Origin of the sequence: Synechococcus sp. W4D4 (assembly GCF_047716805.1) — a bacterium.
Lineage (GTDB): Bacteria > Cyanobacteriota > Cyanobacteriia > PCC-6307 > Cyanobiaceae > Vulcanococcus.
Map to the genome: position 1 here is coordinate 1228078 of NZ_CP180404.1, position 24282 is coordinate 1252359.

The 24282-nt window shown below is 59.5% G+C and carries 36 protein-coding genes and 1 tRNA gene; 20 read left to right on the forward strand and 17 right to left on the reverse strand.

Annotated elements, in window-relative coordinates; genetic code table 11:
* Positions 1-74: 74 nt before the first annotated feature.
* The 3 genes from ACLM42_RS06595 to ACLM42_RS06605 are packed head-to-tail and all read left to right on the forward strand — an operon-like array spanning position 75 to position 2565.
* Entirely contained in the window at positions 75-1208 is a 1134-nt protein-coding gene (locus tag ACLM42_RS06595) for a trypsin-like peptidase domain-containing protein (RefSeq protein ID WP_371820726.1), read from the forward strand.
* An 8-nt stretch (positions 1209-1216) separates the two neighbouring features.
* The gene (locus ACLM42_RS06600; protein WP_415398578.1) at positions 1217-1876 is read left to right on the forward strand and encodes a TIGR04282 family arsenosugar biosynthesis glycosyltransferase; all 660 of its coding nucleotides are present in this window, start codon (positions 1217-1219) and stop codon (positions 1874-1876) included.
* Positions 1873-2565, forward strand: coding sequence for a TIGR04283 family arsenosugar biosynthesis glycosyltransferase (locus ACLM42_RS06605; protein ID WP_415398579.1), 693 nt, complete (start codon positions 1873-1875; stop codon positions 2563-2565). The genes ACLM42_RS06600 and ACLM42_RS06605 overlap by 4 nt, the downstream gene beginning before the upstream one ends.
* On the opposite strand, the gene ACLM42_RS06610 is transcribed toward ACLM42_RS06605, so the two are convergent.
* On the reverse strand, positions 2562-3056 hold the full coding sequence (locus tag ACLM42_RS06610; RefSeq protein WP_415400144.1) for a GNAT family N-acetyltransferase: 495 nt from the start codon (positions 3054-3056) through the stop codon (positions 2562-2564). The two genes, ACLM42_RS06605 and ACLM42_RS06610, sit on opposite strands and share 4 nt — an antisense overlap.
* A 79-nt stretch (positions 3057-3135) precedes the next feature.
* Between ACLM42_RS06610 and ACLM42_RS06615 the strand changes: the two genes are divergently transcribed.
* A complete protein-coding gene (locus tag ACLM42_RS06615; protein ID WP_371820623.1) occupies positions 3136-3864 on the forward strand; it encodes an alpha/beta fold hydrolase in 729 nt (242 codons plus the stop codon).
* On the opposite strand, the gene ACLM42_RS06620 is transcribed toward ACLM42_RS06615, so the two are convergent.
* Positions 3861-5660 carry an ABC transporter ATP-binding protein gene (locus ACLM42_RS06620; RefSeq protein ID WP_415398580.1) on the reverse strand — a complete coding sequence of 600 codons (1800 nt, stop codon included), beginning with the start codon at positions 5658-5660 and terminating at the stop codon, positions 3861-3863. The two genes, ACLM42_RS06615 and ACLM42_RS06620, sit on opposite strands and share 4 nt — an antisense overlap.
* A complete protein-coding gene (hisG, locus tag ACLM42_RS06625) occupies positions 5660-6295 on the reverse strand; it encodes an ATP phosphoribosyltransferase (RefSeq protein ID WP_247910692.1) in 636 nt (211 codons plus the stop codon). The genes ACLM42_RS06620 and hisG overlap by 1 nt, the downstream gene beginning before the upstream one ends.
* A 29-nt stretch (positions 6296-6324) precedes the next feature.
* Between hisG and gloB the strand changes: the two genes are divergently transcribed.
* Complete coding sequence (gene gloB / locus ACLM42_RS06630; RefSeq protein ID WP_415398581.1) at positions 6325-7074, forward strand: hydroxyacylglutathione hydrolase; 750 nt, start codon at positions 6325-6327, stop codon at positions 7072-7074.
* Between the two features lie 3 nt (positions 7075-7077).
* Here gloB and ACLM42_RS06635 read toward each other — a convergent pair whose 3' ends face one another.
* Positions 7078-8172, reverse strand: coding sequence for an ABC transporter ATP-binding protein (locus ACLM42_RS06635; RefSeq protein WP_415398582.1), 1095 nt, complete (start codon positions 8170-8172; stop codon positions 7078-7080).
* Between the two features lie 55 nt (positions 8173-8227).
* On the opposite strand from ACLM42_RS06635, the gene ACLM42_RS06640 reads away from it, so the two are divergent.
* Positions 8228-8626, forward strand: a complete 399-nt coding sequence (locus ACLM42_RS06640) for a Rid family detoxifying hydrolase (protein WP_247910688.1) — start codon at positions 8228-8230, stop codon at positions 8624-8626.
* Here the strand turns inward: ACLM42_RS06640 and ACLM42_RS06645 are convergent.
* Both ACLM42_RS06645 and ACLM42_RS06650 read right to left on the reverse strand, forming a co-directional pair.
* Positions 8515-9204: an alpha-ketoglutarate-dependent dioxygenase AlkB family protein gene (locus ACLM42_RS06645; RefSeq protein WP_415398583.1), complete on the reverse strand. Its 690-nt coding sequence runs from the start codon at positions 9202-9204 to the stop codon at positions 8515-8517. The two genes, ACLM42_RS06640 and ACLM42_RS06645, sit on opposite strands and share 112 nt — an antisense overlap.
* Positions 9201-9896 carry a M23 family metallopeptidase gene (locus tag ACLM42_RS06650; protein ID WP_415398584.1) on the reverse strand — a complete coding sequence of 232 codons (696 nt, stop codon included), beginning with the start codon at positions 9894-9896 and terminating at the stop codon, positions 9201-9203. The genes ACLM42_RS06645 and ACLM42_RS06650 overlap by 4 nt, the downstream gene beginning before the upstream one ends.
* A 48-nt stretch (positions 9897-9944) precedes the next feature.
* Between ACLM42_RS06650 and ACLM42_RS06655 the strand changes: the two genes are divergently transcribed.
* The 5 genes from ACLM42_RS06655 to ACLM42_RS06675 all read left to right on the forward strand — a co-directional run bounded on the left by ACLM42_RS06655 (position 9945) and on the right by ACLM42_RS06675 (position 13258).
* Positions 9945-10018: transfer RNA gene (locus tag ACLM42_RS06655), tRNA-Pro, on the forward strand.
* A 166-nt stretch (positions 10019-10184) separates the two neighbouring features.
* Positions 10185-10424, forward strand: a complete 240-nt coding sequence (locus ACLM42_RS06660; RefSeq protein WP_247910683.1) for a hypothetical protein — start codon at positions 10185-10187, stop codon at positions 10422-10424.
* Positions 10425-10460: 36 nt separating this feature from the next.
* On the forward strand, positions 10461-10601 hold the full coding sequence (locus ACLM42_RS06665) for a hypothetical protein (protein ID WP_247910682.1): 141 nt from the start codon (positions 10461-10463) through the stop codon (positions 10599-10601).
* Between the two features lie 609 nt (positions 10602-11210).
* On the forward strand, positions 11211-11453 hold the full coding sequence (locus ACLM42_RS06670) for a hypothetical protein (protein WP_247910681.1): 243 nt from the start codon (positions 11211-11213) through the stop codon (positions 11451-11453).
* A gap of 1514 nt (positions 11454-12967) precedes the next feature.
* Positions 12968-13258 carry a hypothetical protein gene (locus tag ACLM42_RS06675; protein WP_247910680.1) on the forward strand — a complete coding sequence of 97 codons (291 nt, stop codon included), beginning with the start codon at positions 12968-12970 and terminating at the stop codon, positions 13256-13258.
* Positions 13259-13305: 47 nt separating this feature from the next.
* Here the strand turns inward: ACLM42_RS06675 and ACLM42_RS06680 are convergent, their stop codons facing one another.
* Complete coding sequence (locus ACLM42_RS06680; RefSeq protein ID WP_415398585.1) at positions 13306-13653, reverse strand: DUF3104 domain-containing protein; 348 nt, start codon at positions 13651-13653, stop codon at positions 13306-13308.
* Positions 13654-13975: 322 nt separating this feature from the next.
* Between ACLM42_RS06680 and ACLM42_RS06685 the strand changes: the two genes are divergently transcribed.
* The 3 genes from ACLM42_RS06685 to ACLM42_RS06695 all read left to right on the forward strand — a co-directional run bounded on the left by ACLM42_RS06685 (position 13976) and on the right by ACLM42_RS06695 (position 14820).
* Entirely contained in the window at positions 13976-14215 is a 240-nt protein-coding gene (locus tag ACLM42_RS06685; protein WP_415398586.1) for a hypothetical protein, read from the forward strand.
* Between the two features lie 170 nt (positions 14216-14385).
* On the forward strand, positions 14386-14559 hold the full coding sequence (locus ACLM42_RS06690; RefSeq protein WP_247910677.1) for a metallothionein: 174 nt from the start codon (positions 14386-14388) through the stop codon (positions 14557-14559).
* 96 nt (positions 14560-14655) lie between these two features.
* The gene (locus ACLM42_RS06695) at positions 14656-14820 is read left to right on the forward strand and encodes a hypothetical protein (protein ID WP_415398587.1); all 165 of its coding nucleotides are present in this window, start codon (positions 14656-14658) and stop codon (positions 14818-14820) included.
* A gap of 421 nt (positions 14821-15241) precedes the next feature.
* Here the strand turns inward: ACLM42_RS06695 and ACLM42_RS06700 are convergent, their stop codons facing one another.
* Positions 15242-15928, reverse strand: coding sequence for a LysR substrate-binding domain-containing protein (locus ACLM42_RS06700; protein ID WP_415398588.1), 687 nt, complete (start codon positions 15926-15928; stop codon positions 15242-15244).
* Positions 15929-16292: 364 nt separating this feature from the next.
* The gene (locus tag ACLM42_RS06705; RefSeq protein WP_415398589.1) at positions 16293-16424 is read right to left on the reverse strand and encodes a hypothetical protein; all 132 of its coding nucleotides are present in this window, start codon (positions 16422-16424) and stop codon (positions 16293-16295) included.
* Between the two features lie 281 nt (positions 16425-16705).
* On the opposite strand from ACLM42_RS06705, the gene ACLM42_RS06710 reads away from it, so the two are divergent.
* Positions 16706-16936, forward strand: a complete 231-nt coding sequence (locus tag ACLM42_RS06710) for a ribbon-helix-helix domain-containing protein (RefSeq protein ID WP_415398590.1) — start codon at positions 16706-16708, stop codon at positions 16934-16936.
* A 59-nt stretch (positions 16937-16995) separates the two neighbouring features.
* On the opposite strand, the gene ACLM42_RS06715 is transcribed toward ACLM42_RS06710, so the two are convergent.
* Both ACLM42_RS06715 and ACLM42_RS06720 read right to left on the reverse strand, forming a co-directional pair.
* Positions 16996-17244 carry a hypothetical protein gene (locus tag ACLM42_RS06715; RefSeq protein WP_247910673.1) on the reverse strand — a complete coding sequence of 83 codons (249 nt, stop codon included), beginning with the start codon at positions 17242-17244 and terminating at the stop codon, positions 16996-16998.
* Entirely contained in the window at positions 17241-17597 is a 357-nt protein-coding gene (locus ACLM42_RS06720; RefSeq protein ID WP_415398591.1) for a hypothetical protein, read from the reverse strand. Before ACLM42_RS06720 ends, ACLM42_RS06715 begins: the two co-directional genes overlap by 4 nt.
* 280 nt (positions 17598-17877) lie before the next feature.
* Here ACLM42_RS06720 and ACLM42_RS06725 point away from each other — a divergent pair, with 280 nt between their 5' ends.
* On the forward strand, positions 17878-18162 hold the full coding sequence (locus tag ACLM42_RS06725) for a hypothetical protein (RefSeq protein WP_415398592.1): 285 nt from the start codon (positions 17878-17880) through the stop codon (positions 18160-18162).
* A gap of 177 nt (positions 18163-18339) precedes the next feature.
* Here the strand turns inward: ACLM42_RS06725 and ACLM42_RS06730 are convergent, their stop codons facing one another.
* From ACLM42_RS06730 to ACLM42_RS06755, 6 genes are all read right to left on the reverse strand, one after another.
* Positions 18340-19119 carry a prohibitin family protein gene (locus ACLM42_RS06730; protein ID WP_415398593.1) on the reverse strand — a complete coding sequence of 260 codons (780 nt, stop codon included), beginning with the start codon at positions 19117-19119 and terminating at the stop codon, positions 18340-18342.
* Between the two features lie 363 nt (positions 19120-19482).
* Positions 19483-19653 (reverse strand): DUF2973 domain-containing protein, encoded by a 171-nt coding sequence (locus ACLM42_RS06735; RefSeq protein WP_415398594.1) that lies wholly within the window; start codon positions 19651-19653, stop codon positions 19483-19485.
* A 1007-nt stretch (positions 19654-20660) separates the two neighbouring features.
* Positions 20661-21056 (reverse strand): hypothetical protein, encoded by a 396-nt coding sequence (locus tag ACLM42_RS06740; RefSeq protein WP_247910668.1) that lies wholly within the window; start codon positions 21054-21056, stop codon positions 20661-20663.
* Positions 21057-21208: 152 nt separating this feature from the next.
* Positions 21209-21886, reverse strand: a complete 678-nt coding sequence (locus tag ACLM42_RS06745) for an alpha/beta hydrolase (protein ID WP_415398595.1) — start codon at positions 21884-21886, stop codon at positions 21209-21211.
* Positions 21887-22110: 224 nt separating this feature from the next.
* Complete coding sequence (locus tag ACLM42_RS06750) at positions 22111-22359, reverse strand: hypothetical protein (protein WP_247910666.1); 249 nt, start codon at positions 22357-22359, stop codon at positions 22111-22113.
* A 369-nt stretch (positions 22360-22728) separates the two neighbouring features.
* Positions 22729-22935, reverse strand: a complete 207-nt coding sequence (locus tag ACLM42_RS06755; protein ID WP_415398596.1) for a hypothetical protein — start codon at positions 22933-22935, stop codon at positions 22729-22731.
* A 381-nt stretch (positions 22936-23316) separates the two neighbouring features.
* Here ACLM42_RS06755 and ACLM42_RS06760 point away from each other — a divergent pair, with 381 nt between their 5' ends.
* From ACLM42_RS06760 to ACLM42_RS06775, 4 genes are all read left to right on the forward strand, one after another.
* Positions 23317-23466 (forward strand): hypothetical protein, encoded by a 150-nt coding sequence (locus ACLM42_RS06760; RefSeq protein WP_247910664.1) that lies wholly within the window; start codon positions 23317-23319, stop codon positions 23464-23466.
* A gap of 60 nt (positions 23467-23526) precedes the next feature.
* The gene (locus tag ACLM42_RS06765; RefSeq protein ID WP_415398597.1) at positions 23527-23703 is read left to right on the forward strand and encodes a hypothetical protein; all 177 of its coding nucleotides are present in this window, start codon (positions 23527-23529) and stop codon (positions 23701-23703) included.
* Between the two features lie 2 nt (positions 23704-23705).
* Positions 23706-23879 (forward strand): hypothetical protein, encoded by a 174-nt coding sequence (locus ACLM42_RS06770; RefSeq protein ID WP_247910662.1) that lies wholly within the window; start codon positions 23706-23708, stop codon positions 23877-23879.
* A gap of 168 nt (positions 23880-24047) precedes the next feature.
* A complete protein-coding gene (locus ACLM42_RS06775) occupies positions 24048-24176 on the forward strand; it encodes a hypothetical protein (RefSeq protein ID WP_255439396.1) in 129 nt (42 codons plus the stop codon).
* The last annotated feature ends 106 nt before the right edge of the window (positions 24177-24282 follow it).

Below are 24282 nucleotides of genomic sequence, written 5' to 3' on the forward strand. Positions count from 1 at the left end.
GGTCTGAGGAGGGAGTGTCTCCGATGATGCGCCTGAACACCTGCCCCACACCTTCGCTCCGCATGACCCGTTTGATGCATGGCGTTCGCCCCCAGCTCACCTTGGGTTGCCTGCTGCTGAGCATGGGCTTGAGCGGCTGCGCCACGGGTGTCCTGCGGCTGCCGGGCTGGAACGGCGGCAAGGGAGGTGATCCCGCTCAGGTCAGCGATGCCCCCGCCGCCGCACCGCTGCCAGGGGGCAAAAGCTTTGTTGTGAACGCGGTCGACAAGGTGGGACCAGCGGTGGTTCGGATCGACACGGTGCGGCGGGTGGTCAACCCGATGGGCGGACTGTTCGGCAGTGGCCCGTCGGTGCAGCAACAGCAGGGTCAAGGCTCGGGCTTCATCACCCGATCCGACGGGGTGATCCTGACCAACGCGCACGTGGTGGAGGGTACCAATGAGGTGGGCGTGACCCTGCCCGATGGCCGCAACTTCAAAGGGAAAGTGCTGGGCTCGGACCCGATCACCGATGTCGCCGTGGTGAAGGTGGCCGCAGCCAACCTGCCGGTGGCGCCCCTGGGTAACTCCAAAAGCGTGCGTCCTGGGGAATGGGCGATCGCCATTGGCAACCCCCTGGGTCTCGACAACACCGTCACCTTGGGAATCATCAGCGCGGTGCAACGCACCAATGCCCTGGGGGAGGGGCAGCGGGTTCCCTACATCCAGACCGATGCAGCCGTGAATCCGGGCAACAGCGGCGGGCCACTGATCAATGACCGGGGCCAGGTGATTGGGATCAACACCGCCATCCGACAAGCTCCTGGGGCGGGCCTGAGCTTTGCCATCCCGATCAACCTCGGGCGCCAGATTGCTGCCCAAATCCTCGATCGCGGCCAGGTCTCACACCCGTACATCGGTGTTCGGCTGCAGGCCCTCACCCCGCAGTTAGCCAGAGAAGTGAATGCCACCGATGCCGAATGCCGTCTGCCGGAGACCAAGGGCGTCGTGGTGGTGGAGGTCATCCCCGGCAGTCCCGCCGCCAAGGGAGGCATGCGCTCCTGTGACCTGATCGAGCAGGTGGGGGGCAAGCCGGTGAAGAACCCCTCTGAAGTGCAGGTCGCCGTGGACCAGGGACGCGTCGGCCAGAACCTGGCGATCGTGATCCAGCGAAAAGAACGGACCCTGACCCTGCAGATCAAACCCGCTGAACTCCCCCGCGGGAAGTAAGCGCAGCCGTGGCAGCCCCTCTCACGCTGGTGGTCATGGCCCGCTGGCCGGCCCCCGGGCGCTGCAAAACCCGCCTGGCCCGCCATGCGGGTCGCTGGGCGGCCGCCCAGATACAACGACGGCTCACGCACCACACCCTTCAGGTCAGCGGCCACTGGAGTCAAGGGAACAACCACTCCCTCCAGGTCGCCGTCGATGGACTGGCCCCCCGTGCACTGCGCCGCTGGCAGCAGGAGCTGCAGACCCTTGCTCCAGGGATTCGCCTGGGTGCTCAAGGGGGCGGAAACCTGGGCTGCCGCATGCAGCGGCAATTGCGCCGGGCCTTCCAGGGGGGGGCGCAACGGGTGCTCGTGATCGGCACGGACCTACCGGCCCTGGAAACCCGGGACCTGCAAGACGCGGCTGATGCATTGCTTCAGGCGCCGCTGGCCTTCGGGCCGGCCCGCGATGGCGGCTACTGGTTGATTGGTTGGAACCGCTCTGGCTTCTGCAGCGGCGGCGCCCATCTCATGAGTGGCATTCCCTGGGGCAGCGACCAGGTGCTGGAGCGAAGCCTCGCGGCCGCGAGCGCGCTTCAGCTGCCGGTCAGCCTGCTGCGGGAGCAGAACGATCTCGATGAACGCAGTGATCTTGAGGACTGGCTGCGCTGCCAGCTGCCGCCGCCATGAACCGGCCATCCCTCACCGTCGTGATTCCCGCTCGCCAGGAAGCGCAGCGGCTACCGCTATTGCTGGCGGATTTGCAGCAGGCTCCTCCGGACCTGGTGACGGAGACCATCGTGGTGGACTCCAGCCCTGATCCAGAGACCGCTGCCGTGGCCCAACTGGCAGGTGCACAGGTGGTTCGCAGCCAAGCCAATCGGGGACTGCAACTGCAAGTTGGCATTGGGGCCTCAACGTCTCTGTGGCTGTTGCTGTTGCATGCCGATTCGCGACTCCCCCTCCATTGGGGGGCACTGGTGGAGCGAGCCATGGCCAAGCCCCCTGCAGCTTGGTATTTCGATTTCAAGGTCGCCGCGACCGGAGCCAACCTGCGGCTGCTGGAGTTCGCCGTCCAGTGGCGCTGCAGGATCAGGGCCCTGCCCTATGGCGATCAAGGGCTCCTGCTCCCCCGCTCCCTGCTGAATCAGGCCGGCGGGATGCGGCCACTACCGCTGATGGAGGATTTGGATCTGATCCAACGGCTGCAACCACTGGCCCCGATCCGCCGGCTGGGCCAGCCCTTAACGATCGATGGTCGCCGCTGGAAACGGGATGGGGTGCTGAGGACAGCGCAGCGCAACGCCGCCCTGCGGCGGGACTGGCGCCAGGGTGCGATAGCGGAAGCCCTCGCTCAGCGCTACTACCGAAACGGCTAGGGGGCGTACCAAAAGGCACAGCGCCGATTCTGCGGTTCCAGCTCCCAACCCTGGGCGCCATAGAACTCGATCACGCCTGGATCGGCAAAGAGGCTGATGCGCTCCACCTGCATCTGCTGCAGGCGCTCAATCACGTACTGCATCAGCTGTTTGCCCAGGCCCAAGCCTTGGTAGTGGGGATGAACGGCCACATCCCAGACGGTGGCTTCAATCACACCATCGCCAGTGCAACGGGCAAAGCCCACCAGGCGGGGCAGGCGCGTGTCATGGCGCCAGAGGGCCACCACCAAGAGGCTGTGCTCCAGGGCTTTGCGAACCCGCCGCATGGGACGACGGCTCCAACCCACCGCATCGGTGAGTTGCTCGAGCTCATAGAGATCAATCTCCCGCTCCTGGCTCAAGACCAAGGAGGCCTGGGGATTGGGAGTCGCGCACAGGCGATAGTCCCGGCCGTAGAGACCCTCCAGTTCAGTGGCGGTGGAACCAATCAGAACGGGATCCGCTCCAGTGCTGGGTTGATCCTGACCCACCAGGTCACCCCCTTGATGCAGGCTGGGTCCGTTTCTTGCATTGGGATCCCTGAAGGCTGCACCTCTGCTGGTTGGCGTGCACGGCTGGCTGCTCTCAGGGCGGCTCTGGGAGCCGTTGACCCAGGCCCTGGAGCCCAGGTGGGACTGCTGGGCCCCTGATCTACCGGGCTTTGGCCAACGCCAACGCCCGAAAGAGCTGAGAACCAACCTGGTCAGCTATGGCCGCTGGCTCGCCGAGGCCGCCCAGGAACGGGCCCAGGGCCGGCCCATTGTCCTGATCGGCCACTCCTTGGGAGGAAGCCTCGTCCTGCATGCCGCCCCCCAACTGGGGGAGCAGCTGCGGGGCATCATCCAGATCGCCTCGGGGGGCGGGGTCTATCAGCCACGTCCCTTTCGGATGGTGCGCAATGGCGGAGCCGCTTTTCTGCGCTGGCGCCCCACCTGGCTCGCGCAACTGCCTGGAACTGAAGCCATTCGCAGCCCTCTGGTGGCTGAACTCCGCGCCGCCCGTGGACTCCTGGCCTGCAGCATGCAGCGCGGGGCCGTGCGCCAGCTCCCAGCGTTGGCCAGCCAACTGACGGTGCCCAGTCTCTGGGTGGTCGGCAGCAAGGACAGCGTGATGGAACCGCGCTATGTCAGGCATCTGGCGGGATATGCGCCAAGCGCAGAGGTCCAAGAGTTGAACGGGGAGGGGCATCTGCCGATGCGAACGGCCCCAGGGCAACTGGCCCAGGTCATGGAGAACTGGCTGGATCGAACCCTGGCCTAGAGCTTGGCCAGGCCGCGTTCCTGCAGTTCAGCCAACTGGGCATAGAGCCCACCGGCGGCCCGCAGAGCCGAGTGGGTCCCCTCTTCAATCAGGCGACCGCGCTGGAGCACCAGGATCCGATGGGCTGCTTCAACGGTCGCCAAGCGGTGAGCGATGACGATGGCCGTGCGTTGGCGCAGCAACTTGTCGAGGTCCCGCTGGAGGGTGGCTTCGGTGGAGGGATCCAGAAACGCCGTTGCCTCATCCATGACCAAGACCGATGGGTTGCGGATCGCCACCCGCGCCACCGAGAGCAGCTGACGCTCACCGGAAGAGAGGTTGCTCCCGCGCTCCCGCAGCTCCGTGGCCAAACCGGAAGGGAGTCGATCCAGCAGGGGCTCGAGCCCCAGCTCAAAGCAGAGGCGCTCGAGCTCCGAATCGCTGACCGCACCATCGAGGCGGAGGTTGTCAGCGACGTTGCCGCTGAACAAGAACGTGTCCTGGAGAACGACCCCCAAGCGATGGCGAAGGGTGGGGATGGGCAACTCCCGGATGTCGACACCATCCAGCAGGATCCGGCCCTGCTGGGGTTCGTACAGACGGCAAAGCAGACGGATCACCGTGGTCTTGCCCGAACCGGTCGGTCCCACCAGAGCCACATGCTCCCCAGGGGCAATGCGGAAGGAGAGATCCGTCAGGATCGGATCATCAGGCCGATAGGCAAAAGAGACGTTTTCAAAGACCACCTCACCGGCACTACTGAAATCACTACCGCTACGGATGGCGGCGGCGGAGCGCTGGTTGAGGGGGAGCTCCTGAATCTCAACGGGCTCTTCAAGCAATTCACCGATCCGCTCCACGGCGGTCAGGCCCCCTTGGATCTGAGTGAAGCGCTCTGCCAATTGGCGCAGGGGATCAAACAGACGCTGCGAGTAAAGGATGAAGGTGGTCAGGGTGCCGAGGCCCATGGCTCCAGCGGTCACCATCCAGCCCCCCAGGGCCAGCACCAGGGAAATCGCCCCGAGGGAAACCCACTCGATCAGAGCCGAGATCGAGGAGTCATAAAAGATCGTGCCGTTGACCGCACTGCGGTAGGCATCAGCGGTGCGGGAAAAGCGGGCTGAGTTGTGGGATTCCCGGCGGAACATCTGAACCACCTCCAGACCCTGCAGGTTCTCCTGCAAATCCGCATTCAGCTGAGAAAGTTCTTCGCGGACTCGGTAATTGGCCTTGCGATACCGCTTCTGCAGCCAGAGCATCGTCAAGGTGACGGGCAACTGCACAGCCAGCAGCAGCACCCCCAGGCGGGGTTCGATCGCCACCATCGTTCCAGCGATCACCATCAGGGTCACCAGATCAGCAAGCAAACCCACGGCGCCGCTGCCGAAGACCTCAGCGAGGGCATCGACATCGCTGGTCAGTCGCGTCAGCAATTTGCCGACCGGGGTGCGGTCATGGAAGCGCAGCGACAGATCGAGGGAATGGGCGAATAGGTCGTTGCGAATCCGAGCCGTGAGGCGTTGCCCCACGGCCTGGACGTTGAAGCTCTGCAGCCCCTGCAGGCCAAGGCGGATCAAGACCGCCACCGAAAGCAGGAGAACCAGTGTCCGCAACTGGGCCGAAAGGGGCAGGGCCTGCAGCCAGGGCAAAACGGGCTCCTGACGCAACGCCGAAATCGCCTGCCCCACCAGCAGGGGTTGAACCGCCGCTGCCCCCGCCACGGGGATCAGAAGCACCACGGTGAGGAGGAGGCGTTTTCGGTCCCGCCCCAGGTAGGGCAGAAGACGCACCAGGCGCTGACGATCACGCTTGGCCATCAGGCGCCTGCGCTGGCGATCTGATCAACGATCGATTGGATCGGGCCGGAATCGAGTCGCAGGGACAGTGGATGGCCCACCAGACGAGCGGTGGAGTGGAACAGATCCTCGATGGCAATCAAGCCGTTCTCCTCAAGGGTGCGCCCCGTGGCCACCAGATCGACGATGGCTTCACTCATGCCGGTGATCGGACCCAGCTCCACAGAGCCCGCCAGATGGATCAGCTCCACAGGGAGATCCAGAGCCTCGAAATGCTCTTCTGCGCAGCGGGTGAATTTGCTGGCGATGCGGCAGTGGGCCGGCAGATCACTGGCACGGCGGTAGGGACTGGAGGCCTTCACAGCCACGCTCATCCGGCAACCACCGAAACCCAAATCCACCAACTGAGCGACAGGCAGCTGGTGTTCCTTCAAGACGTCGTAGCCCACCACCCCAAGTTGGGCCTGCCCGTAGGCCACATAGACCGGGACATCGGCATTACGGACCAACAGGGCCCGGGCCCGGCCGCAGACGCTGGGCACCATCAGCTGGCGGTTTCCAGGCTCAAGCACCGCCGCGAAATCCAGACCAGCGGCTGCGAAGCGGCGAACCGAGTCCTTCAGCAGGGCTCCCTTGGCCAGCGCGACGGTGATCATGGTTGGCAGCCAGAACCGGGACTTTAACGATGCATGCCGCCACAACGGTTTCGCTGATCCCTGTCCTGAACGACAACTACGTGTTCGTCTTGCACGGCGGCGGCCGCGGTGCTGCGGTGGTGGATCCAGCGGTGGCCGAGCCAGTGGTCGCCTGGCTGGAGGAGAGGGGCCTGGAGCTCGAGGCCATCCTGCACACCCACCACCACAACGACCACATCGGCGGGGCGCCGGGGTTGCTGCAGCGCTGGCCCCAGGCGGCCGTGATCGCCAGTGCCGCTGATCGAGAGCGGATCCCGCTGCAGACCCAAGGGGTCCAGGGGGGCGATCAGTTCATGCTGCTGGGACGAAGGCTGCGGGTGATCGAGGTGCCCGGCCACACTCGCCATCACATTGCCTATGCACTGGAGCCCGAGGCCGAGGAAGCGCCGGAGCTGTTCTGCGGCGACACCCTGTTTGCCGGTGGGTGCGGGCGACTCTTTGAGGGCACGCCGGAGCAGATGCTCAGCTCCCTGCAAAGCCTCAGCGCCCTGGGGGCCGACACCCGGGTGTGGTGCGCCCACGAATACACCGAAGGCAATCTGCGCTGGGCCGCGGAAGTGGAACCCGAGAACGAAGCCATCCGAAAGCGGCTTGCGTTTGTCCAGCAGCTTCGAAGCGAGGGACGTCCCACCATTCCCAGCAGCATTGGCCTTGAGCAGGCCACAAACTTGTTTATGCGGGCCAAAAACGCCGCTGCCCTGCGGCAACTGCGCGGCCACAAAGATCTGTGGCGCGGCTAGGGCTCAGCCGCGGGCGATGAGAGCTGTCCCGCTGGGGTAAAGGCGGGCCGGCTCACCCGAGCGCAGGCGCAGGTGACAGCGCTGGCCGCGGGAGTAATTGAGATCCAGGGGCAGACGCAGGCGCAGCCGCAGGTCGTTGAGCTGCACCTGGTACAGCCATTCGCGGCCCAGGAATTCCCTGCCCACGACCCAGGCCTCGGCGTCATCGTCCGGGACCAATTCGATGGCCTGCTGGCTCACCAGGACCTCTGAGGCACTGGCCGGTCCAACTGTCGCGGCCTGATCCACCGGATCCAGGACTCCGATCGGCGTCTCGCACTGGCCCTCCTGGACCTGAGCCGGGAGCAGGTTCCCCTGGAGGACAAAGCGCCCCACAAAGGAGGTCGCCGGGGCGGTGACCAGATCCCGAGGGCTGGCGCATTGATGCAGGTGCCCGGACTCGAGCACAGCCACCCGATCACAAATCGCCATCGCCTCCTCAGGGTCGTGGGTGACGATCACACCACTGGCGCCGCAACGGGCCAGGACTCCTGGGAGCTCAGCGCGCAGGCGTAAGCGCACCTCCACATCCAAGTTGGAGAAGGGCTCGTCCAGGAGCACCAAGGAGCAGCCAGGAGCCAAGGCGCGGGCCAAGGCCAGGCGTTGCCGCTGCCCGCCGGAGAGTTCATGGGGATAGCGGCGCTCAAGGCCCTTCAGGCCGAGCAGTTCCAACAGCCAGGCCGCTCGGCTGCTGTCTTGGCCGCGCTTGAGGCCAAAGCAGGCGTTGCGCCAGGCATCGAGATGGGGAAAGAGGGCGTAGTCCTGAAAGACCATTCCCACGCCGCGGCGCTCGGGCGGCAACCAACGTCCCTGACCAGCCACGGGGCGGCCACCAATCGAAACGGAGCCGCGCTCGGGCTTCTCAAAGCCGGCAATCAGCCGCAGCAGCGTGGTCTTGCCACAACCCGAGGGCCCCAGCAGACCCACCAACTCGCCGGGCTTGAGCTGGAAGTCAATGTCGCGCAGCGTCCAGTCACCGTTGGAAGCGGGACCGCTGTAGCGATGCCAGAGACCACTGAGCTCCACCTGCGGCTCCTGGGGGAGATCAGGACTGGGCATCTCAGGGGGCATTCAGCGGGTTCGCCATAGGCTCGGCGCCACATCCTCTCGTGCAATGACCCTTCCAGCGATTGAGGCGGTAACAACCGCAGCAGCTCCAGCACCGGTGGGCCCCTACAACCAAGCCGTGAAGGCTGGTGGGATGCTCTATTGCTCCGGCCAGATCGCCCTGGATCCGAGCACCGGCGCGATGGTCGGAGGCGGTGATGTGGAAGCGGAGACCCGGCAGGTGCTGAGCAACCTGCAGGCGGTACTCAAGGAAGCCGGCTGCACGCCTCAGCAGGTGGTGCGCACCACAGTATTCCTGGCCGATCTGGGCGACTTCGCCAAGGTGAACGCGCTCTACGCCGAGGTCTTCGGAGAGGGGGTCTCACCGGCTCGGGCCTGCGTCGAGGTGGCGGCACTACCGAAGGCCGCCCGGGTGGAAATCGACTGCATCGCCGTTCTGGGCTGAATCCGCCGAAAGGTGAGGTTGATCCGCTCGGTCTTGACCCGAGCGCGCGCCGGAAGGGCGTGCTGCCAGTGGGCCTGGGTGGGCGGATCCATCACCAAGAGATCACCGTCATCAAGGCAGACGGAAAAAGGCGCCTCGCCCGCAGAGCGGGGCCGAAAGCGCAGATCGCGGGGTACACCGACACTCAAGGAGGCGATGGGAGCGTTGTTGTCGAGTTCCGGTTCGTCATCGGCATGCCAGCCCATGCGATCGGCTCCGCTGCGGTAGCGATTGAGCAGCAGGCTGTTGAAGCGAACCCCCAACTCGTGCTCCAACAGATCCCTGAGCGCCTGCACTGAGGGAGTCCAGGGGGTAATCGGCTGCACCTGGCCGCTGTAGCGGTAGCTGCAGCCGGGGTCGGCCATCCAGCAGGTCAGGCGTGGCGTGGGGTGCTGCTTGCCAAAGACCCGTACTAGGGGCTGCTCCCAAGGAATCTCTTGAACCAGGCACTGACGCAGCGCCGCGGTCTCGACCCCATGGGCTTGGAGCCAGGCAGAGCCATGGTGGAGCCTGAGGCCCGGGCGCTCAATCGTGATCAAGGTTGAACGCGGGCTTCCGCCAAGGGGGGCGGAGCAAGCGGCAGCAGGCGTGTGGCCTGATCCAGAACAGGAGTGGGATCGAGGGCCAGCATCTGCTCACCCTGACGTTGGCGCAGCTCCACATGGAGATGGGGACCGCTGGCTCGGCCGCTCTGGCCAACCAAGCCAAGGGTGGAGGCGGCCGTCAAAAAGTCGCCCTGACGGACGTTGGCACTTTGCAGGTGGGCATAGAGGCTCTGCCAACCGCGGCCATGGTCCAGGACCACGGTCAGGCCATAGCCATCGATCGGCTCCGCCAGGACCACGCGGCCCGGAAGCATCGCCAGCACGGGGGTCCCAGCGGGAGCCACCAGGTCCTGGCCGGCATGCATCCGCCAGACCCCACGGGAGCTGGAATAGCGCCAGCCGTAGGGGTCCACCTCACTGGCTTTGACCGCCAGCGGATAGACCACCCGAATCGGCTGACCGGGGCGCAGGGGCCAGGCCAAGGCATCCGGCATCGCCCCGGTGATTCCCAGCTCTGGTGTCAGGTCGGCAACAGGGGTGTCAGCGGGAATGCGCAGGGGCTTCTCGGGGAGGTCAGCAGCGCGGAGGGGCAAGGCGCCCACGACCAACCCCACGACAACAGCAACAGCTCGAACCGGGTCGAATCCCATGGAGGGGAGAACACTGCGGGCCCGTTGTAACGGCACCTGCCGACGCTGCCAGCCCTCCGGATCGACCGGTAAGCTCCACTCATACGGGGCGTGGCGCAGCTTGGTAGCGCGGGTGCTTTGGGAGCACTAGGTCGCAGGTTCGAATCCTGTCGCCCCGATTGATTGCTTGGGTTCAACCTCGTACGCGAGGTTCCCAATCTGGCCCCCAACTGGTGCCTGGAGAGTTGTCTTGCACTCCTGAAGCGACCTAAGTCAAATCCTTTTCAGGACTTCATTCGATCAAAGCAAAGCCCTTTCGCGATGGAAAGTGGGCGAGGGCTCCAGGTGAAAGGACTCACCCCGCTAGCGTTGGGGAGACAGAGTCAGCAGATGCAAAAAGTCCAGCTGAACATCAAAATTGATGTTGACCTTCTTCAGAAAATCAAATCTCATTCGATCCGAGAAGGCCTGACCACCACTGAGTTTGTATCCAAGACTCTCGAACAGGCCATTGCAGAGCACAAGGCGCTGAACGTCGAAGAGCGCCTTTCGAGACTCGAAGAGAAGCTTGGCCTGAGAGGCTAGCTATACAATCTAGGTCAACTAGTGGCCTCTGACGACTTGGATCGCGCTGCTGAGATCGTCGTACAACTCGAAAAGGGCGGGCATGACTGGTTGCGCGCCAAGGCTGAGGAGCTTGGCGTCACCCTTGAAGAGTTAGCGGCAAAGCTACTCGCCGAAAAGATTTCAGATAAAGAATAGCCCACAGTTACGACTACTTGATATACATATTCATGGAGTTTCTAGGTCAAGTCGGCGCCTCAGCGAGACAGGGCGAATAAGACGCTTCGGCCACCGCACACCACTCACATGCGGCACGACGAGGCCTGCACCTCTGCCGCTGAAAGGGAGCCACTCACCGACCAAGTCCTGATCACCCTGTTCCCATGGACGACAGCGGCTGTCATCAGCAAGAAGGCGTCCACGCTGAAGGTACGAAGAAAATCTGAGCAGAACTACCGATGCCCTTCACGATTGAAGTCGGCGATAAAAGTCTTGGTGCGCCGTCCACGAGCCAGAGCCGGTCCTTACCGCCCTGCTTGTCCTAGAGGCACCGCCACCAAACACAACCCAAGCGCTCCTGCTAGGAGCGTTTTTTATGCCTGCACCGCTGAGGCAACCAAGGCCGTAACCACCGAGGACACAGTTGTCGTCGCGCCCCGATCCAAGAGAAGGTATCGCTTAACGGCTACACCACAACGTTCCCGAATGACGAGCGGTGGCGTTGGGAGATATTGCAGGAGTTGCAATCCACTTCACTTGGAATCGTGCGAAGTGGGAAGATGGGCTCTTCATCTGAGCAATCCGCACATGAAGTGGGAGTACACGCAACTGCGATTCATCCCACGAGGCAAAAGCTGGACAGGAGAAATCGAAGAGCTCTGGCTTGATCAACGACAAATCATCTTCAGATCAAGGCCGCGTCCGGACATCACCCTTGGTGGGGTGATGAACGAGCTCGGCGATGACGGCTGGGAGTTGGTGACGTACTCCCAGCCGTTTACTGGCTACCACGGAGGCTGCTACACGTTCAAGCGAGAGAAAGGCCGTTAGCACAAGCACCTAGGGCCTGGTCAAATCAAGCCAAAAGTGTTGGGTCCATACGCTCTTGTCGCTCTACATCTCAGTCAGCCGTCACAACAGTGGAGATGGAACAAGCCCTACGAGCACTCTCCAAACAGGAAGAGCTCGCCATCGCACACCCGATAATAATTCCGACAACTGGGCAGTGAATTAGGGAGCTGACGCAGGCGCCAGACTTCCCAAGGGAAGAGCTTGATGACCAGGAAGCTTGCCGAGCAAAGAGACCAACCTCGCCTTCTCTTCTCTGACACGATTGAGCGCAGCGATTAACTCATGTTCGGAATCCTCCAGGTGAGAGATTTTCTTAGCGATGCCAGCGGGTAATTCCATGGTTTATTCAGTCGGTCCTGAAAGGCTCATGCAATCTGTAGAGCGCGAGAATTCAGGATCAAGCGCACAAAGACGTCTTAAGATCTCTTGCTTATCTCTGATAGACAGAGATCCATCACGAGACCATTTGAGGCATGTTCTACCGTCACAAGTCTGTGGATGATTTTTGATTGAGGATGGAGCCATGACACCTCTCCTCTTTGGTGATGCAATCCTTGGACAGAGCAGAACATACCGATACCCCCATATAGGGGCAATCACTTCATTGCATTGACTGCCCTCAGCCATAACTGAAAGAGAGGCGCACTTGAGCACCTCCATCTGAGCGGAGTCCATCCGGCCATGCCACCGGCGAGCCCTTCAGCAACCCACCAGTTCCGCTGAGGGCTTGTTGTGACCGTCAATAAAAATCCCCCTGCCCACCGGAAAGTGTCAGGGGGGATGAACATCAGGTCCCTCCTTTCGGAGTCATACCAGTTAAAAACTGATGGCCGTGTTGGCGATAGCCCCAAATGGGGTCAAATTGCCAAGTCATTCAGAGTCAGTACCAAGAAGATGCCAGAAAGCACCTCTCCATACCTCATGCGGTGGGCAACTGAGGTCATTCCTGCTCTTGGGGTTGAGGGCGACCTTTTGCACCTAAATGAGACTGACGAATAAAGCGCTTTCGCTGTGCGCTGTCCTCTGGGCTGACGTCCAAGGGGACAACATTCCAGCCACCGTTGAATAGCGCCTCGCTTTCTGTTTCTGTCATACGAGATCCCCTCGATCAAAAGAAGAAGTGCGGGGGGGCGTATCTCAGGCTCCCCCCTCTCGAGGTTGAAGTCACTGTCGATCTGGTCAGCGCAACACCGATAGCCCCATATGGGGTCATTCGCCAAGGCCAGCCAAAACAGCGCCAAGCCGTGCGCCTGGCTTTCCTGATCTCAGCCTCGAGCAGCATCCACTCCGCAGCGGTGTGCTCACCCTTGGATTTCTTGCCGGTGATCCACAACTCGACACCGCTATTACGGGTGCAGAGCGTCCACAACTGCCCTTACAGGCTGAATGCTTTGAATGGTTCCAGCGCGGCTCGCACGCGAGTCGCCAACTCTCTAAGTTTCTTGCCATCTGGGCAGAGGGCAGCAAGGCTGGGGGCACAGGCCACGCCCCCCGTGAGCACAAACCCTCAAAAGGACATCCGCGACCTCCAGTGCGAACTTGACAAGGAACAAGGTCAAACGCGCAAGGCGATTGTCAAAACAGGGCCGTCCAGCGGCAAGGCCCAGAAGTCAGGCAGCTTCGAGGCGGTAGCCGTTGCAGTCATCGGCTTAATCCTCAGCGCGGTAGCTGTTGTGAGCGTTGGCCGGATGAGCGAAGTCGACCGGCGAGCACTTGCCATTGGACTCACCAGCGGCGCTGCCGGCCTCGCAGTCGGATACGGAGTAGGTCGAGTGCGGCGGTAGAGCACCTTTCCCATCGAAGGCCCGGGGCAAAGGCTCGAGTGGTTCTCCTAGATGGCCTTGCCGAGGATGCTGATCTCCACTGTCCGGTGGACAGCATTGGCAGGCGCCTGAGTGGACTTGCTCTGCCGATTGCGGGCCTGAAGAACTCGCGGCTTGTGCGCCTGCGACTCCACCGGCTCCATCTTCCCCTTGCGGACGATGCCCGTGACGATGTTGGGGTTCACGGTTTGGATCCGGCCGGTGTCGACATCAGCGATCTGGAAGAAGGAGTTGGCCTGACAGCGGGCTCCACCCTCGCAGTGCAGGACCTGACCAACCCACCACTCGGCCCCATGGGGCTCGACCAGGACGCAATCGCCAGCCTGGACTTGAAGGAACAGCGGATCAGAAGCCATCGGAAGCGAGCTAGTACAGACGTTCTAGCTCGGGGCGTCAAGCTCGCCATGCGCACTTGCGCTTCAGGAGCATGAAAAAAGCCGGTCACCAACCCGGCTTCTTCCCTCAATGTGCCTGCATGACACCCCTTAGTCATGGCTCATGGCGACATGGAACTGTTGAGCACAACTACTGATGAACCTGAAGAGTTGATCGGCCATGACCGTCAAAGTGCGCAGCCCACGAGCCTGAGCTGGTCCTCACCACCCCGCTCGTCCTAGCGGCTGCGCCACCACCAGCAGCAATGGCTCAGCGCACTGTTGGCTCCGCCCCGCCGTTGCAGTGGCTAACAACTTCATCAGGGACGTAAGCGCTGTTCTCTTCGAGATGAACAGCGACGCAGCTATTGAACAGAGCTGCCTGCTCAGCAATGACACCAAGCTTTTGGTTGGCCTTAATGGTGTTAACCATTCCTATCCCAAGGAAGAGCGTTGCCAGCGCCGCGAGCACGGGATAGAGGTGAGCGTTGATCAGATCCCTTGGATTCGCCATGAGTTCGTGGGTGACTCACTCAAACTGTGACCGTGGATGGGACCCGCGTCCACAACAGGAGAAGGGATGGCAGCTGGTCCCTTGGGGCCAGCATGCGGCGAAAGCTCCACCATCAGAGGTACAGAGGTCAGGGCATCGCGACACCCTGATGGTCGCAACAGCAGGACCTGGCTTAGAACGGAGTTAGCCGCCAGATAGAGATGCCCGCCGTACTGACCAAATGCGCCTGCCCACGCTGCAAATGTGATGTCCCTGAGGTTGGAGCCGTTGTTCGCAATGGCCTGAGCTACTGCTCTCAGGCTTGCGCCTTAGGTCATCCAAACAATGAACCTTGCCACCCAACAGGTGCGTGCGGCTGCGACTGCGGCAAATAATCCGATCTGCCCTGGAGCAAGACAAGCAGGGGGATTGGGCTTTAACCATGACGGCGTGGCTGACTCGCTAGCGTCGCCGCCACAGCTTTAAGTCCGATGGATCAAGAGGAACTGAACAACTGGCGCAAGCTGGCTGCAGAGCTGGAGAATTCGGGAGCGACTGACAGCAAGTTCTACGAGCGTGCCAAAACAATCGCTCTTGGCTTCCCAGATCCTTTAAAGCTTGAGAGCGTCAGTGACTCAAGCTCGGCCACCGCATAAAGCAGTGACCTTGGACTAGAACTTCACAAGAGCGTTCACAGGTGAAACGTCTTTTTTTGGTGTCTGCGACTGACTTTGATTCACGAGAAGTGGAGTGCTCGGGATGCAGCGGCGATGCTCTGAACTTGGCATTGCAAGGTGAACGCATTGAACAATGGAAAGTCAATCGGAGAAGCCCAGATGGAAGTGATTGGTTTTTTGACGTGACGATTTCAGGCGAAACGAGAGAATTTAAGGTTCACACACAGGCATGAGAGAACATCCCCTTCATTAGCGCCTCAAGCAGCATCCACTCCGCCTCAGGAGGCGCGATTCGCCCTCAGCTGCGAATCAATTGCATGCTCAGGGCTGATCCCAGCCTGACCCTGGACCCAACGTCCAACCCTTTGAACCGCGAAGAGGATATCGGGATCAGAATCAATCAGAAACAAGGGATTAAGTCACTATGAACAGCCGACTTTTCCAAGACTCGCTCTTTAAGACAGGAAACGAGATCCCGAATTCTTTGTTGATCCATTAAAGCTCTTTTGACAACAAGGCTCTCACCACTCAGGAGATTGAGGTCATAATCAAGGACGGTGAGATCCTTCATGACCTCCAGGCCCAAGCACGTGGCATAGCAAAGGGTGGCCTGATCCTCCGTCTGGCCGTCCCACAGATGCCTTTTGTATCGCTTCATTCGAGCTTCTGTCGACCACAAGCCATGCGACCGTAGGCACTCTTCAGTGCGCGGGAACCAGCTATCTGGTAGCGACAGCGCCGGGAAGGCCTCAAGGTCTTCCCGGGAGATATCTTTTTTGTTAGCCAAGGGGTGCAGCTTATTAGCAACGAGCCTGACCGGAGTTGTGCACAGGTCAATCACGCAAAAATCAGGATCGTCTTGCGAAGGGAGATCAGGTTGATAGCTTCCGATCCACGCGTCGATGATTCCCTTCTTGAGCAAGCGAAGAGGCCGAACCATTCCCAAATGATCCCAGACACCGTTCATCCACCCTGCAGGCTCTGGCGTAGCTAAAGCCGGACCAGCCCAAAACGTTGCTTCAAGTCGAAGCCGTTCATCATCACGAGTCAATCGATAGAGTTGGTGCGTTTCTCTTTCGAGATCCAAGAAAGTTGTATCACCCTGTTCTTGCCACTCGCCGAACTGATCCCTCTTAAGCCAGATCCCTAAAGTTTTTTTGTGTTTCAGCGTTTCGACGAGAGATAGTACTTTGCGTCACGAAGAGACGCTTTGCACATTCCTCGCCAGAACGAAGCCATATTTGCATATCTAGACATTTCAGGTCGTCAACAGAGATCACCTGCCCACCCCGCGATCGGGTGAATGTAGTCACCAAGGCACACCAAATCAATGGCGACTCACCATTTATGCAGTTCTCGCATAAATATTCTTTGTAGCGTTGTATTCAAGCAACAGCCCAAGAGAAGCAATCTCCGCCAAAAGCACTAACAAAGGGCTGACAAGCCCCGTCCTACAGGCAGCGACTGCAGCACCAATAGACGAAGGAAGCAAAGCAACGACCTCTCAAGGCATCACACACAGCACGCCGCTGCCAGCCCATTGAGCCGATCGCCGTCGTCACCACCTGGATCATGGCGCTCAACAACCAAGCCTGGGAAACCTCTACGGACCCAAGAACCCAGAGGGCCTCTGCCGAGTCTCACGAGACTGCCGATGCGGCAATTCCGCAGCAGTGTGCAGCACTTTCGAGTATGCACTTGTTGCAAGCTTCTGGATATGACTACATTTTCGCTAGAGGCTTAACGGCAGCGCGATAGCAATTGCAGTGTCTCATTGGCTTTTCGGTTATGTCGCCGCTTCGAAAAAGGGTTGATCAATAACCACTTGACCCTTAATAGTTCCTTCAGGATTCATTCACTCACGATGTCCCCGGAGCGTCGTCTCGCCATCTCCTCCAAGACAGTGCTGGACCCTCGTCGCTACGAGCTGGCCATCCGAAAGCCGCAGCGCGTGACCATCACCGTGCCTTGGGCGCTCTATGAGCGGATGCTCAAGCAGAGCGATGTTCAAGGTCGTTCGCTATCGAACTTGGCTTGCCACTGGCTTGAGCTGCACGCGGATCAGTTGGATCGAGCTGGGATGTTGAGTCACTAGGAGCACCAAGCCTTTGCTTAGGGCCAAAGGCCGGGATTGACTTCGGTGGCCGATGTTCTCTACGGGTCAGTGTCGTCGGGATAGAGCAGACCGTTCAGCACAACACACATCGCATCCGACAGTCCAATGGCCAATGAATGAAAGCTGTCATCGATGAGCGCTTGCGTCCCATCACTGGGGTGCTCAAGACAAAGCTGAATCCGTGCTGCTTCTTCTGGCGTGCATTGCTGAAGCATGGCATCGACGGCAGCGTTCCACGCCGCCTCGAGGTGGCTGTTGATTTCAACCTCCGCAGGAGTGAGCCTCATGCTTGATGCCTCAATAACAGATGTGTGATCAGCAACAGATCACCGGCTTGAAGCTCGATCAATTCATCAGCATCGATACTGCTGGGCAGCTTGTCTAAGCGCTGCTGAAGCCGGACCAGGAGTTCAGCAACCTGCCCCCGACGGAAGACAGGATGGTCATCGAGACGCTTGCTGTAATCCGCCAGTGGAACCATCGCCCATTCCTTGCGGCTATCGGTCAAGGCTTCCCATAGAGAAACCTGATCGGGCAGGAATGGCGCCCGATCAAGGTCACCACGAGCTCCAGCGTGAGCAGGGGCGCTCCTAGAGGCAAGCTCTCCGTGGGTGCGATCCCATTTCAATTCGATCACCATCTGAACTCCGCAAAGATGCAGCCCTGAACTCGATCGAAAACAGGGTCTACGGGGGCACACTCCCGAGCCAATGATCGAGAAGCGGAGGCTTTCAATCTCGACTCGGAAGTGCTGGGATTGACAGACCGCATCAACTGCGCCGTCATCTCGTTTGGATCACCATCGAAGTCCCTCCGGCCCTGTTCCACGAACTGGCGCAGACCGCGGCCGAGATTCCAAGATCACCCCCTTGCCGTTGCATTGAGCCTCAATCCACTCACGGGGCGGTGGGGGCAGTGGAGTGATCCTCTGGATCTTGGATTTGAGCGCTAGTCGCTTCTTATTTGCAGCTCTTCGCGCTGCCACCTCTGCTGTGAACTTGTTGGGATTGCAATTGGTGTTCTTGGTTGGATCCATGGGGTCAAACCTCGGTAACGGCAGCAAAAGCGCTGTTCCAATTGGCGTCTACACCAATCCTGGCGCAGGACAGATGCTCGCCTCAGAACGCCAGACAACGGGCGCCAAGCACGGAACATCACCGCCGAACCCACTAAAAGCAACCCTGATCGACATCGCAGTTTTCTGAAGCGAAACTGCGGCAATTACGGCACCAATCGACAGCTTGAACGCTCAACACGCCACTAAGAGCCGCTTCCACTCAAACGCCTGAGAGGTGATTCACTACGACCACTTAGCCAACAGAGGGATTAAGAATCCACAACGCGCTTGAACAAGTAACGGTCAGCGCAGTTCAGCGCAGTGTTTAACTGCGCCCAACAATCACGGGTGGAGTGCTGGAGCCAAGACCCGGCACGACTTGCGTCTTTCCATCCCACTTGTCGAGAAAGAGCTTGTAGAGAACCTGTTCGTTTAGTCCTTTGTTGAGTGTTTCGAACTTGATCGCCTCTTGCTCGGCGATCTTCACTTCCGTTTCCGCTCGAAGCAGCTGCTGCTCGGCAATTTGCTTTTGCTCAATAGCAGAGCGGTATTCCTCGGCGATCTTCAAGCCTGTAAGGTCAAGGCCTTTGACAGATACATAATCAAACTTCTGGAGCTCCCTAGCAACACTGTCTTCTACAATTGATGAAATAGTGTTCCAGTCCGTGGCAATCTCAACAAGCTCGTACTTAGAGAAAACAGATTTTAGAGCCTTGAGCAAAGAAGGCTGGATAATACGCGAATAGATTCCATCATCACCAACAGAAATTGTACTATAGATTCTAGGCGCTTCTTCAGTTTTTACTGCGTACTTAATCGTAGCCGTCGCCTCGATCACCTGAAGATCCTTCGTCAGGGTCGAGAAAGCCTCAGGCTTCACCTGAGTTCGGACATTAAAGAGGTGAATCGATTGAACAAGTGGGACTTTGATGTTGAGGCCTGGGAGCCTTGGCTGGTCACTGACCTTGCCAAGTGTCGTAACAACAGCGACCTGACCCGCGGGAACAACAAAAACAGCACCCAGTAAAAGTATTGCCGCTACAAAAGCCCCAACAATGGCAAGGGGAATGCTGGTCTCTGAATTTCCAGGTGTAATGTTCTGCATTGACATTGATGATTGATTCCATCGTGCAGCGGATAGGTAAGCGATGTGGCCCTGTTGAGGGTCTCGTCACATACCGATGTGCAAAGAATGCACAACTGTCCTCTGCTCGATTTTGAGTGACCCCAACTTCAAAGGAACACGCCTGGGACCACGGTTAGATGGCTGACGTGATCTTGAGAGTTGAGGCAAGTTTGAGCCTTCTCTCTTCACTCTTGAGAAAATCACCCCACATTCCGATCAAAAAGCTCAACATATTCAAGGCCCGCAGCTGCTCCCTCGACCCCGGGGCCGTGCACTTGAAGTCCATGAGCAGCTGATCTGCAACGAGCCGCTGCTCTTTGCAGCGAGCATCAATCGTCATGGTCAGCTCTCCGAGGACGCGATGCCTTTCATGTCCGAAAAACGAACGGCCCAAAGCTCTTCCTTGGTGATCTCTCCGTCTTCGTTCAACAGCTCTGGGTGCACCGTTCGACGGCCCGTCCGATCCAGCGATCGACTGGGGGCTGAAGGCCCCGCGCTGGTCGCCAACCGCATCATTCCAAACGCCCGAACAAGCAGGAAAACTCCAGCTGCCGCGTAAGCAAGCGGGAAGAGAGTCGAAAGCATCGAGCCTCCAAGGCGGATGTGAAGAAACGTTAACGGCAAGTCCGTGCTGGCTGAGAGTCTCGCCATCGGGGACGGCAAGCAGAAAGGTCCCCATGGCTGTCAAAGCATTGGCCGACTCTGTCCAGGAACCGGCTCAAAGCCCTTGGGGAATCTCGAGTGCACACATCTGAAGGAAGAACGCGTCAGATCTGCAGAGGATCCGAGATCGACCAAGAGTGATCGTTAGCTTGCCTTTGGTGTCGCCACCACGCACCCTGCAAAGCCCCCGGTCTTGTCGGCCCGGGGGCTTTGTTGTGCTCGATCGATGCACCGCTTCAACGTGGGCCTTTCGACGTTTTGGCAATCGGATTCATCGACTGGACTGGATAAACCATCGCTGACTTGAGGTATGAAGAATTCGTTTCAAGCCTCTCAACAGAGTGCCTGGAAGGCCGATCAGGAGAGTGAGGGTCCTGCCCACGGCACTGAGCTCGCAATCACCTGACCCTCGAGAGACTATGCAACAAAAAAAGCGCCCAGAAAGGGCGCTTTGGATTCACGTGGACACGATCAGAAAATCGGAACCACCCCACGACCCAAACCGGCCAATTGGGCCTGCTCAAGACGCTTGGCCTTGAGGATCTGAGCGCGAATGAGGGCGAGTGTGTTCATGGCGTGAGCCTCGAAATGGCAGCCCCGTTCCCTGCTGCCAAATCATGCATCCCCAGAGGAGACGAACGTGGAGAAAACTGTAGCAACAAATACACCCCATGGATGTATCACGGTGCGCTAATCCATGTGTTCGCGCACTCGGCAGACTGAGTCACCAGTGACCAGGCACAGATCCGTCGTCTGCCGGATGCGTTCTATGCCTCCGATCGATCAAAACGCCATCGGGAAGCGATCCAGCTCAGGTCAATGGCTGGTCAACACCAAGGAAACGGCGGGCAAGCCTTTTAGTTCATCAAGTTCTGAATGTTTAACAGCGCTTTGCCATCGGCACTGACTGACACTTCAGTGGTGACAGAAGGGGAACGGCCCTCCGCCTGCCAACCGGGAGATCCGCCGGAGAACCTGAAAACGAACCCCAAGCTGTCGGATTGGATCAGGCAACTCTGCCTTGCAAGAGTTGTCGAGAACATGCATGCAGCTGGCACATAGTGGCGTAGACCACCGTTCAGGCTGACTGCCTTGGTGCGCGCCAGATTCATGGCTCGTTGAAGAGAAGGTCCTTCCTTCTGCAAACGATCGATCTTGTCGAAGGTCTGCTGAACGTCCTGGGCACAGACCGGAGAGGTGATGGATGCCAAAGCCGACAGAGCGACCAATGATCTCAACGAAAAGCTGGCCATGCGTTTCCCTGTCGCGATGGGAGAGTCACAGAAAACTCTGGGGCAACCGAGGCTTGAAAGCAAGGACCCAGACAAGGCCGCGTGGTTCATGAAGGAGCAAAAAAAAGCGCCCTCCAACAGGGCGCTTCAGCAGCACAGATTTTGCCCAGGATTTACCAGAGGCCGCGAACGGGCTGCTGCACCGGCTCGGGTGCTTCAGCGGTGTAAGCCGCAATGCAAGCCGGGGTGTTCACGTACCAGCTGAGCAGCGAGGTGGCCTGCTGGCTGTTCTCGATGCTGTTCACATCACAGACCTTCATTGAGCCCTGCAGGCGCTGGTCAGTGGGCAACATCTTCATCATCCCGTAGCTCGACAGCTTGCCGTCGGCAGAGTCAAGGATGATGGCGCTACGCACGGCCTGCAGGCTGTTCTGCTGGCTGTAGTAGGGGGTGTAGTTGTTCTCCTGAATGCTCTCTTTCAGGAACTGCTCACCCATAGGGGAATACAGGAAGCGAGCCACTGCGGCCACATCCACGTCGTATTCCTGTTGGAGACCAGCCTGAAGCTGATCGTTCGACCAACCAGACAAATCAGCGAGATTTTGAGGCACGGGGTTGTCGATCACCTCAGAACCGCCCAGGGGCAGCAGGGTGTTGGAGCGAACAAAGCCGTAACCGACAGCACGGGCCGTCATCCGCGGTCCGCCATGGGGAGGGACAAATACGGCAGGCCCATAGGCCACACCAGACTCATCAGAATTCAGGGGAATGGGCGACTGGGGATTGGCTTGAGCGGAAAGGCCCAGGAACAAACAACTGGCACCCGCAAGAGGAATAACGAATTTCAACATTGGATGAAGAGAGAGAAGACTCTGCAAACAAACCCTTCCCGATATGGGAATGCCATGCTCAAGAGGTCCTAGAGCCACTCCTTGTCTTCAGCTTTGAACCCAATGCGTCACAAAAGACTGACAAATTAGCTACAAAAAACCAAAGAAATGTAGCCGTCATCACAAATCCCGGCGGTGGAATATCTTGCGCGAAAGAAAATTGCGCCTCTCGAAAACCTTGCCTATCAACGAATGTCGATTGGTGGCGTCTGCTTGCGCGTGATCCGCTCAACCTCCGCCGCGCGGCGAGCGGTTCCGGCCTCGCCCAGCTCAACCGGAAAACGATTGGTCTTGAGATTGCTCTGGAAGCGGTTCCAGAACGCGTGGAACTTGTCTTTGCAATGGGCACCCATATCGACTCTCTCGAAGCGAAGACTCAAATCAAGGACGAGGGGTCCACTCTCAAACGGGTTGGCCGCCGAGGCAATGGGCATTTAGTCCGATTGCATCGGTGATGAATCCGAATGATGCTGAGCACATCGACCTCGGAGGCGTTTTGGACGACACTCCACCTCAGAAGACGATTGGAGCGAGCTGACTGCAGACCCCTGCTCCATACAGTTTTCTCATCCACCCACGGGCCCGTCCTCAATCTCGGCAATGACCGGGGGACGCTCCATCCACACCCAGAGAGGTGTCCTCAGGAGCAAGAAGGCCCGCCACTTGGAAGCTTGGCCCCAGGCGCCCCGTTCAGCAGCTCCAAACCAATTCAGTCTTGTCCTTCGCCGTTGATCCAATGCGCGAACGAGCGAGGTCGGCCGCCACTTCCACCTGGGAGGGGCGGCCTTCCCATAGCAATCCCTTCATGCGGCAACGGGCTGATCGAGCTCCCAACAGCTCGAGCCCTGCCGGGTAAACACGCACAAAATGCTCAATTCAGGGCTTGTGACGCGGTAAGTCTTTCCATCGGCCTGACTCTTGAGCATGGCCTGCAATTCAGCAAGTTCTCGCTGTTCATGCGTCTCCGTCTGACTCCAGCCCTGGCGTGTGAGGAGCTCGATCGTGAACATGGACCCCTGCATCTAGTGGATGCTCAAGGTTGATTGATACGCGACTTTTCGCATCAATTAACAGAAAGACTTCGGGATTACCAAGCCAAGGGGCAGGGGTGGGATGACGAGAGAGCACCCCTCAGTCCCCGCCTCCACGCCCTGAACTCCCAGCTACAACGTGAATAAGACGAGGGAGTTCGATGGATCCAATTGCAGATGTCATCCTCATCCTGCTGTTCCTTTGGGCCACCGTTGCTGTGGTGCGCAAGCGATCAAGGCCCAAAGGAGGTGCCTGAATCGTCCAAGCCCTAAGTAGAAATACCGAACAGAAAAGAACTGTTCGGGACGAACGCGCGGCCTAGAGGAATTCAGGGACCCTCAGGCAACTGAAGAAGAGCCATGGGGTTCATCGCCGTTTTCGCCGCCTGCTACGTCGCCGGTGCCGCCGCAGTGCAGTTGCAGAACGCCGGAAAGCCTCGCGAAAAGGCGGCACCAGGGTCCTGGGAGAGCGCTTCGCGCTTTTCCGCCCTGAAGCAAAACAGCTACTGAGGCCGCTCGCGGCCCAGGAGCGCGCCAGACAGAATGTAAAGACTTCGTTACAGGTCTCTCATGTCGCTAGGCGCTGTCTTCCTGAGCTCGATGGCCACAGGGGTACTCACCGAGGCCGAGGTCTCCTGGATTGCTGACCACCAGGCCGGCTTCAACCGCCATGAGGCCGCCGTCGCCCTGCGGCTTGGGCGCCTTCTCGACGAGGGAACGATCAATCTCGGCTGCCGCCTGGGTTAGCCATGGGTGATCTGCAAACCCCCGTGTGGACCAAGGAAGAAACCCTTCAGTACTGGTGGTCCATGCGCCGGGCCATGGAATCAGCCGGTGACCGATCGAGTGCCATCTACCACCGCTCCGTGGCCATCACCGAAGGACAACCTGACCCATTGGCGGCTGACAACGCACTGCGTTGACACCCAAGAACATCCTGAGCCATAACCGCTGAGGAGACGGGCGAGTGCATTCCCCCGTTGTCCGATACGGGGGGCCCCATTCCGGCCCCCCAACCAACACTCCCGACAAGGCCCCCGATCGGGGAGCTGTCGGCTGCAGGTCACACTGAAGCCAGCAGCCGTCTGGGAATGAAGCTCGATCAGCAACAACCATGGGGCGTCTGGGCCTTTGTGATCGGCCTGAATGTTCTCGGCTTTACGGGCTACTTCATCCTTAAAGCGATGGGGATCACGCTCTACTCCATTCACGCCAGCTGATTGCAGCGGAGGCAACAGGCAGGGGAAGACCCCAGTCGTTCTCCTTAAGGGTGTCAAAAGGAGCGGGAGAAGTCTGTTTCAGCATCTGAAACCGCACCGGTATCTC

Bases quoted from the DNA above. Each gene is read 5' to 3' on its own strand.
- ACLM42_RS06595 (WP_371820726.1), top strand. From the start codon at position 75: ATGCATGGCGTTCGCCCCCAGCTCACCTTGGGTTGCCTGCTGCTGAGC.
- ACLM42_RS06605 (WP_415398579.1), top strand. From the start codon at position 1,873: ATGAACCGGCCATCCCTCACCGTCGTGATTCCCGCTCGCCAGGAAGCG.
- ACLM42_RS06620 (WP_415398580.1), bottom strand. From the start codon at position 5,660: ATGGCCAAGCGTGATCGTCAGCGCCTGGTGCGTCTTCTGCCCTACCTG.
- hisG (WP_247910692.1), bottom strand. From the start codon at position 6,295: ATGATCACCGTCGCGCTGGCCAAGGGAGCCCTGCTGAAGGACTCGGTT.
- gloB (WP_415398581.1), top strand. From the start codon at position 6,325: ATGCATGCCGCCACAACGGTTTCGCTGATCCCTGTCCTGAACGACAAC.
- ACLM42_RS06635 (WP_415398582.1), bottom strand. From the start codon at position 8,172: ATGCCCAGTCCTGATCTCCCCCAGGAGCCGCAGGTGGAGCTCAGTGGT.
- ACLM42_RS06640 (WP_247910688.1), top strand. From the start codon at position 8,228: ATGACCCTTCCAGCGATTGAGGCGGTAACAACCGCAGCAGCTCCAGCA.
- ACLM42_RS06670 (WP_247910681.1), top strand. From the start codon at position 11,211: ATGAAGTGGGAGTACACGCAACTGCGATTCATCCCACGAGGCAAAAGC.
- ACLM42_RS06680 (WP_415398585.1), bottom strand. From the start codon at position 13,653: ATGGCTTCTGATCCGCTGTTCCTTCAAGTCCAGGCTGGCGATTGCGTC.
- ACLM42_RS06690 (WP_247910677.1), top strand. From the start codon at position 14,386: ATGCCCGCCGTACTGACCAAATGCGCCTGCCCACGCTGCAAATGTGAT.
- ACLM42_RS06695 (WP_415398587.1), top strand. From the start codon at position 14,656: ATGGATCAAGAGGAACTGAACAACTGGCGCAAGCTGGCTGCAGAGCTG.
- ACLM42_RS06710 (WP_415398590.1), top strand. From the start codon at position 16,706: ATGTCCCCGGAGCGTCGTCTCGCCATCTCCTCCAAGACAGTGCTGGAC.
- ACLM42_RS06715 (WP_247910673.1), bottom strand. From the start codon at position 17,244: ATGAGGCTCACTCCTGCGGAGGTTGAAATCAACAGCCACCTCGAGGCG.
- ACLM42_RS06720 (WP_415398591.1), bottom strand. From the start codon at position 17,597: ATGGTGATCGAATTGAAATGGGATCGCACCCACGGAGAGCTTGCCTCT.
- ACLM42_RS06730 (WP_415398593.1), bottom strand. From the start codon at position 19,119: ATGCAGAACATTACACCTGGAAATTCAGAGACCAGCATTCCCCTTGCC.
- ACLM42_RS06735 (WP_415398594.1), bottom strand. From the start codon at position 19,653: ATGCGGTTGGCGACCAGCGCGGGGCCTTCAGCCCCCAGTCGATCGCTG.
- ACLM42_RS06740 (WP_247910668.1), bottom strand. From the start codon at position 21,056: ATGGCCAGCTTTTCGTTGAGATCATTGGTCGCTCTGTCGGCTTTGGCA.
- ACLM42_RS06745 (WP_415398595.1), bottom strand. From the start codon at position 21,886: ATGTTGAAATTCGTTATTCCTCTTGCGGGTGCCAGTTGTTTGTTCCTG.
- ACLM42_RS06750 (WP_247910666.1), bottom strand. From the start codon at position 22,359: ATGCCCATTGCCTCGGCGGCCAACCCGTTTGAGAGTGGACCCCTCGTC.
- ACLM42_RS06755 (WP_415398596.1), bottom strand. From the start codon at position 22,935: ATGTTCACGATCGAGCTCCTCACACGCCAGGGCTGGAGTCAGACGGAG.
- ACLM42_RS06760 (WP_247910664.1), top strand. From the start codon at position 23,317: ATGGGGTTCATCGCCGTTTTCGCCGCCTGCTACGTCGCCGGTGCCGCC.
- ACLM42_RS06765 (WP_415398597.1), top strand. From the start codon at position 23,527: ATGTCGCTAGGCGCTGTCTTCCTGAGCTCGATGGCCACAGGGGTACTC.
- ACLM42_RS06770 (WP_247910662.1), top strand. From the start codon at position 23,706: ATGGGTGATCTGCAAACCCCCGTGTGGACCAAGGAAGAAACCCTTCAG.
- ACLM42_RS06775 (WP_255439396.1), top strand. From the start codon at position 24,048: ATGAAGCTCGATCAGCAACAACCATGGGGCGTCTGGGCCTTTGTGATC.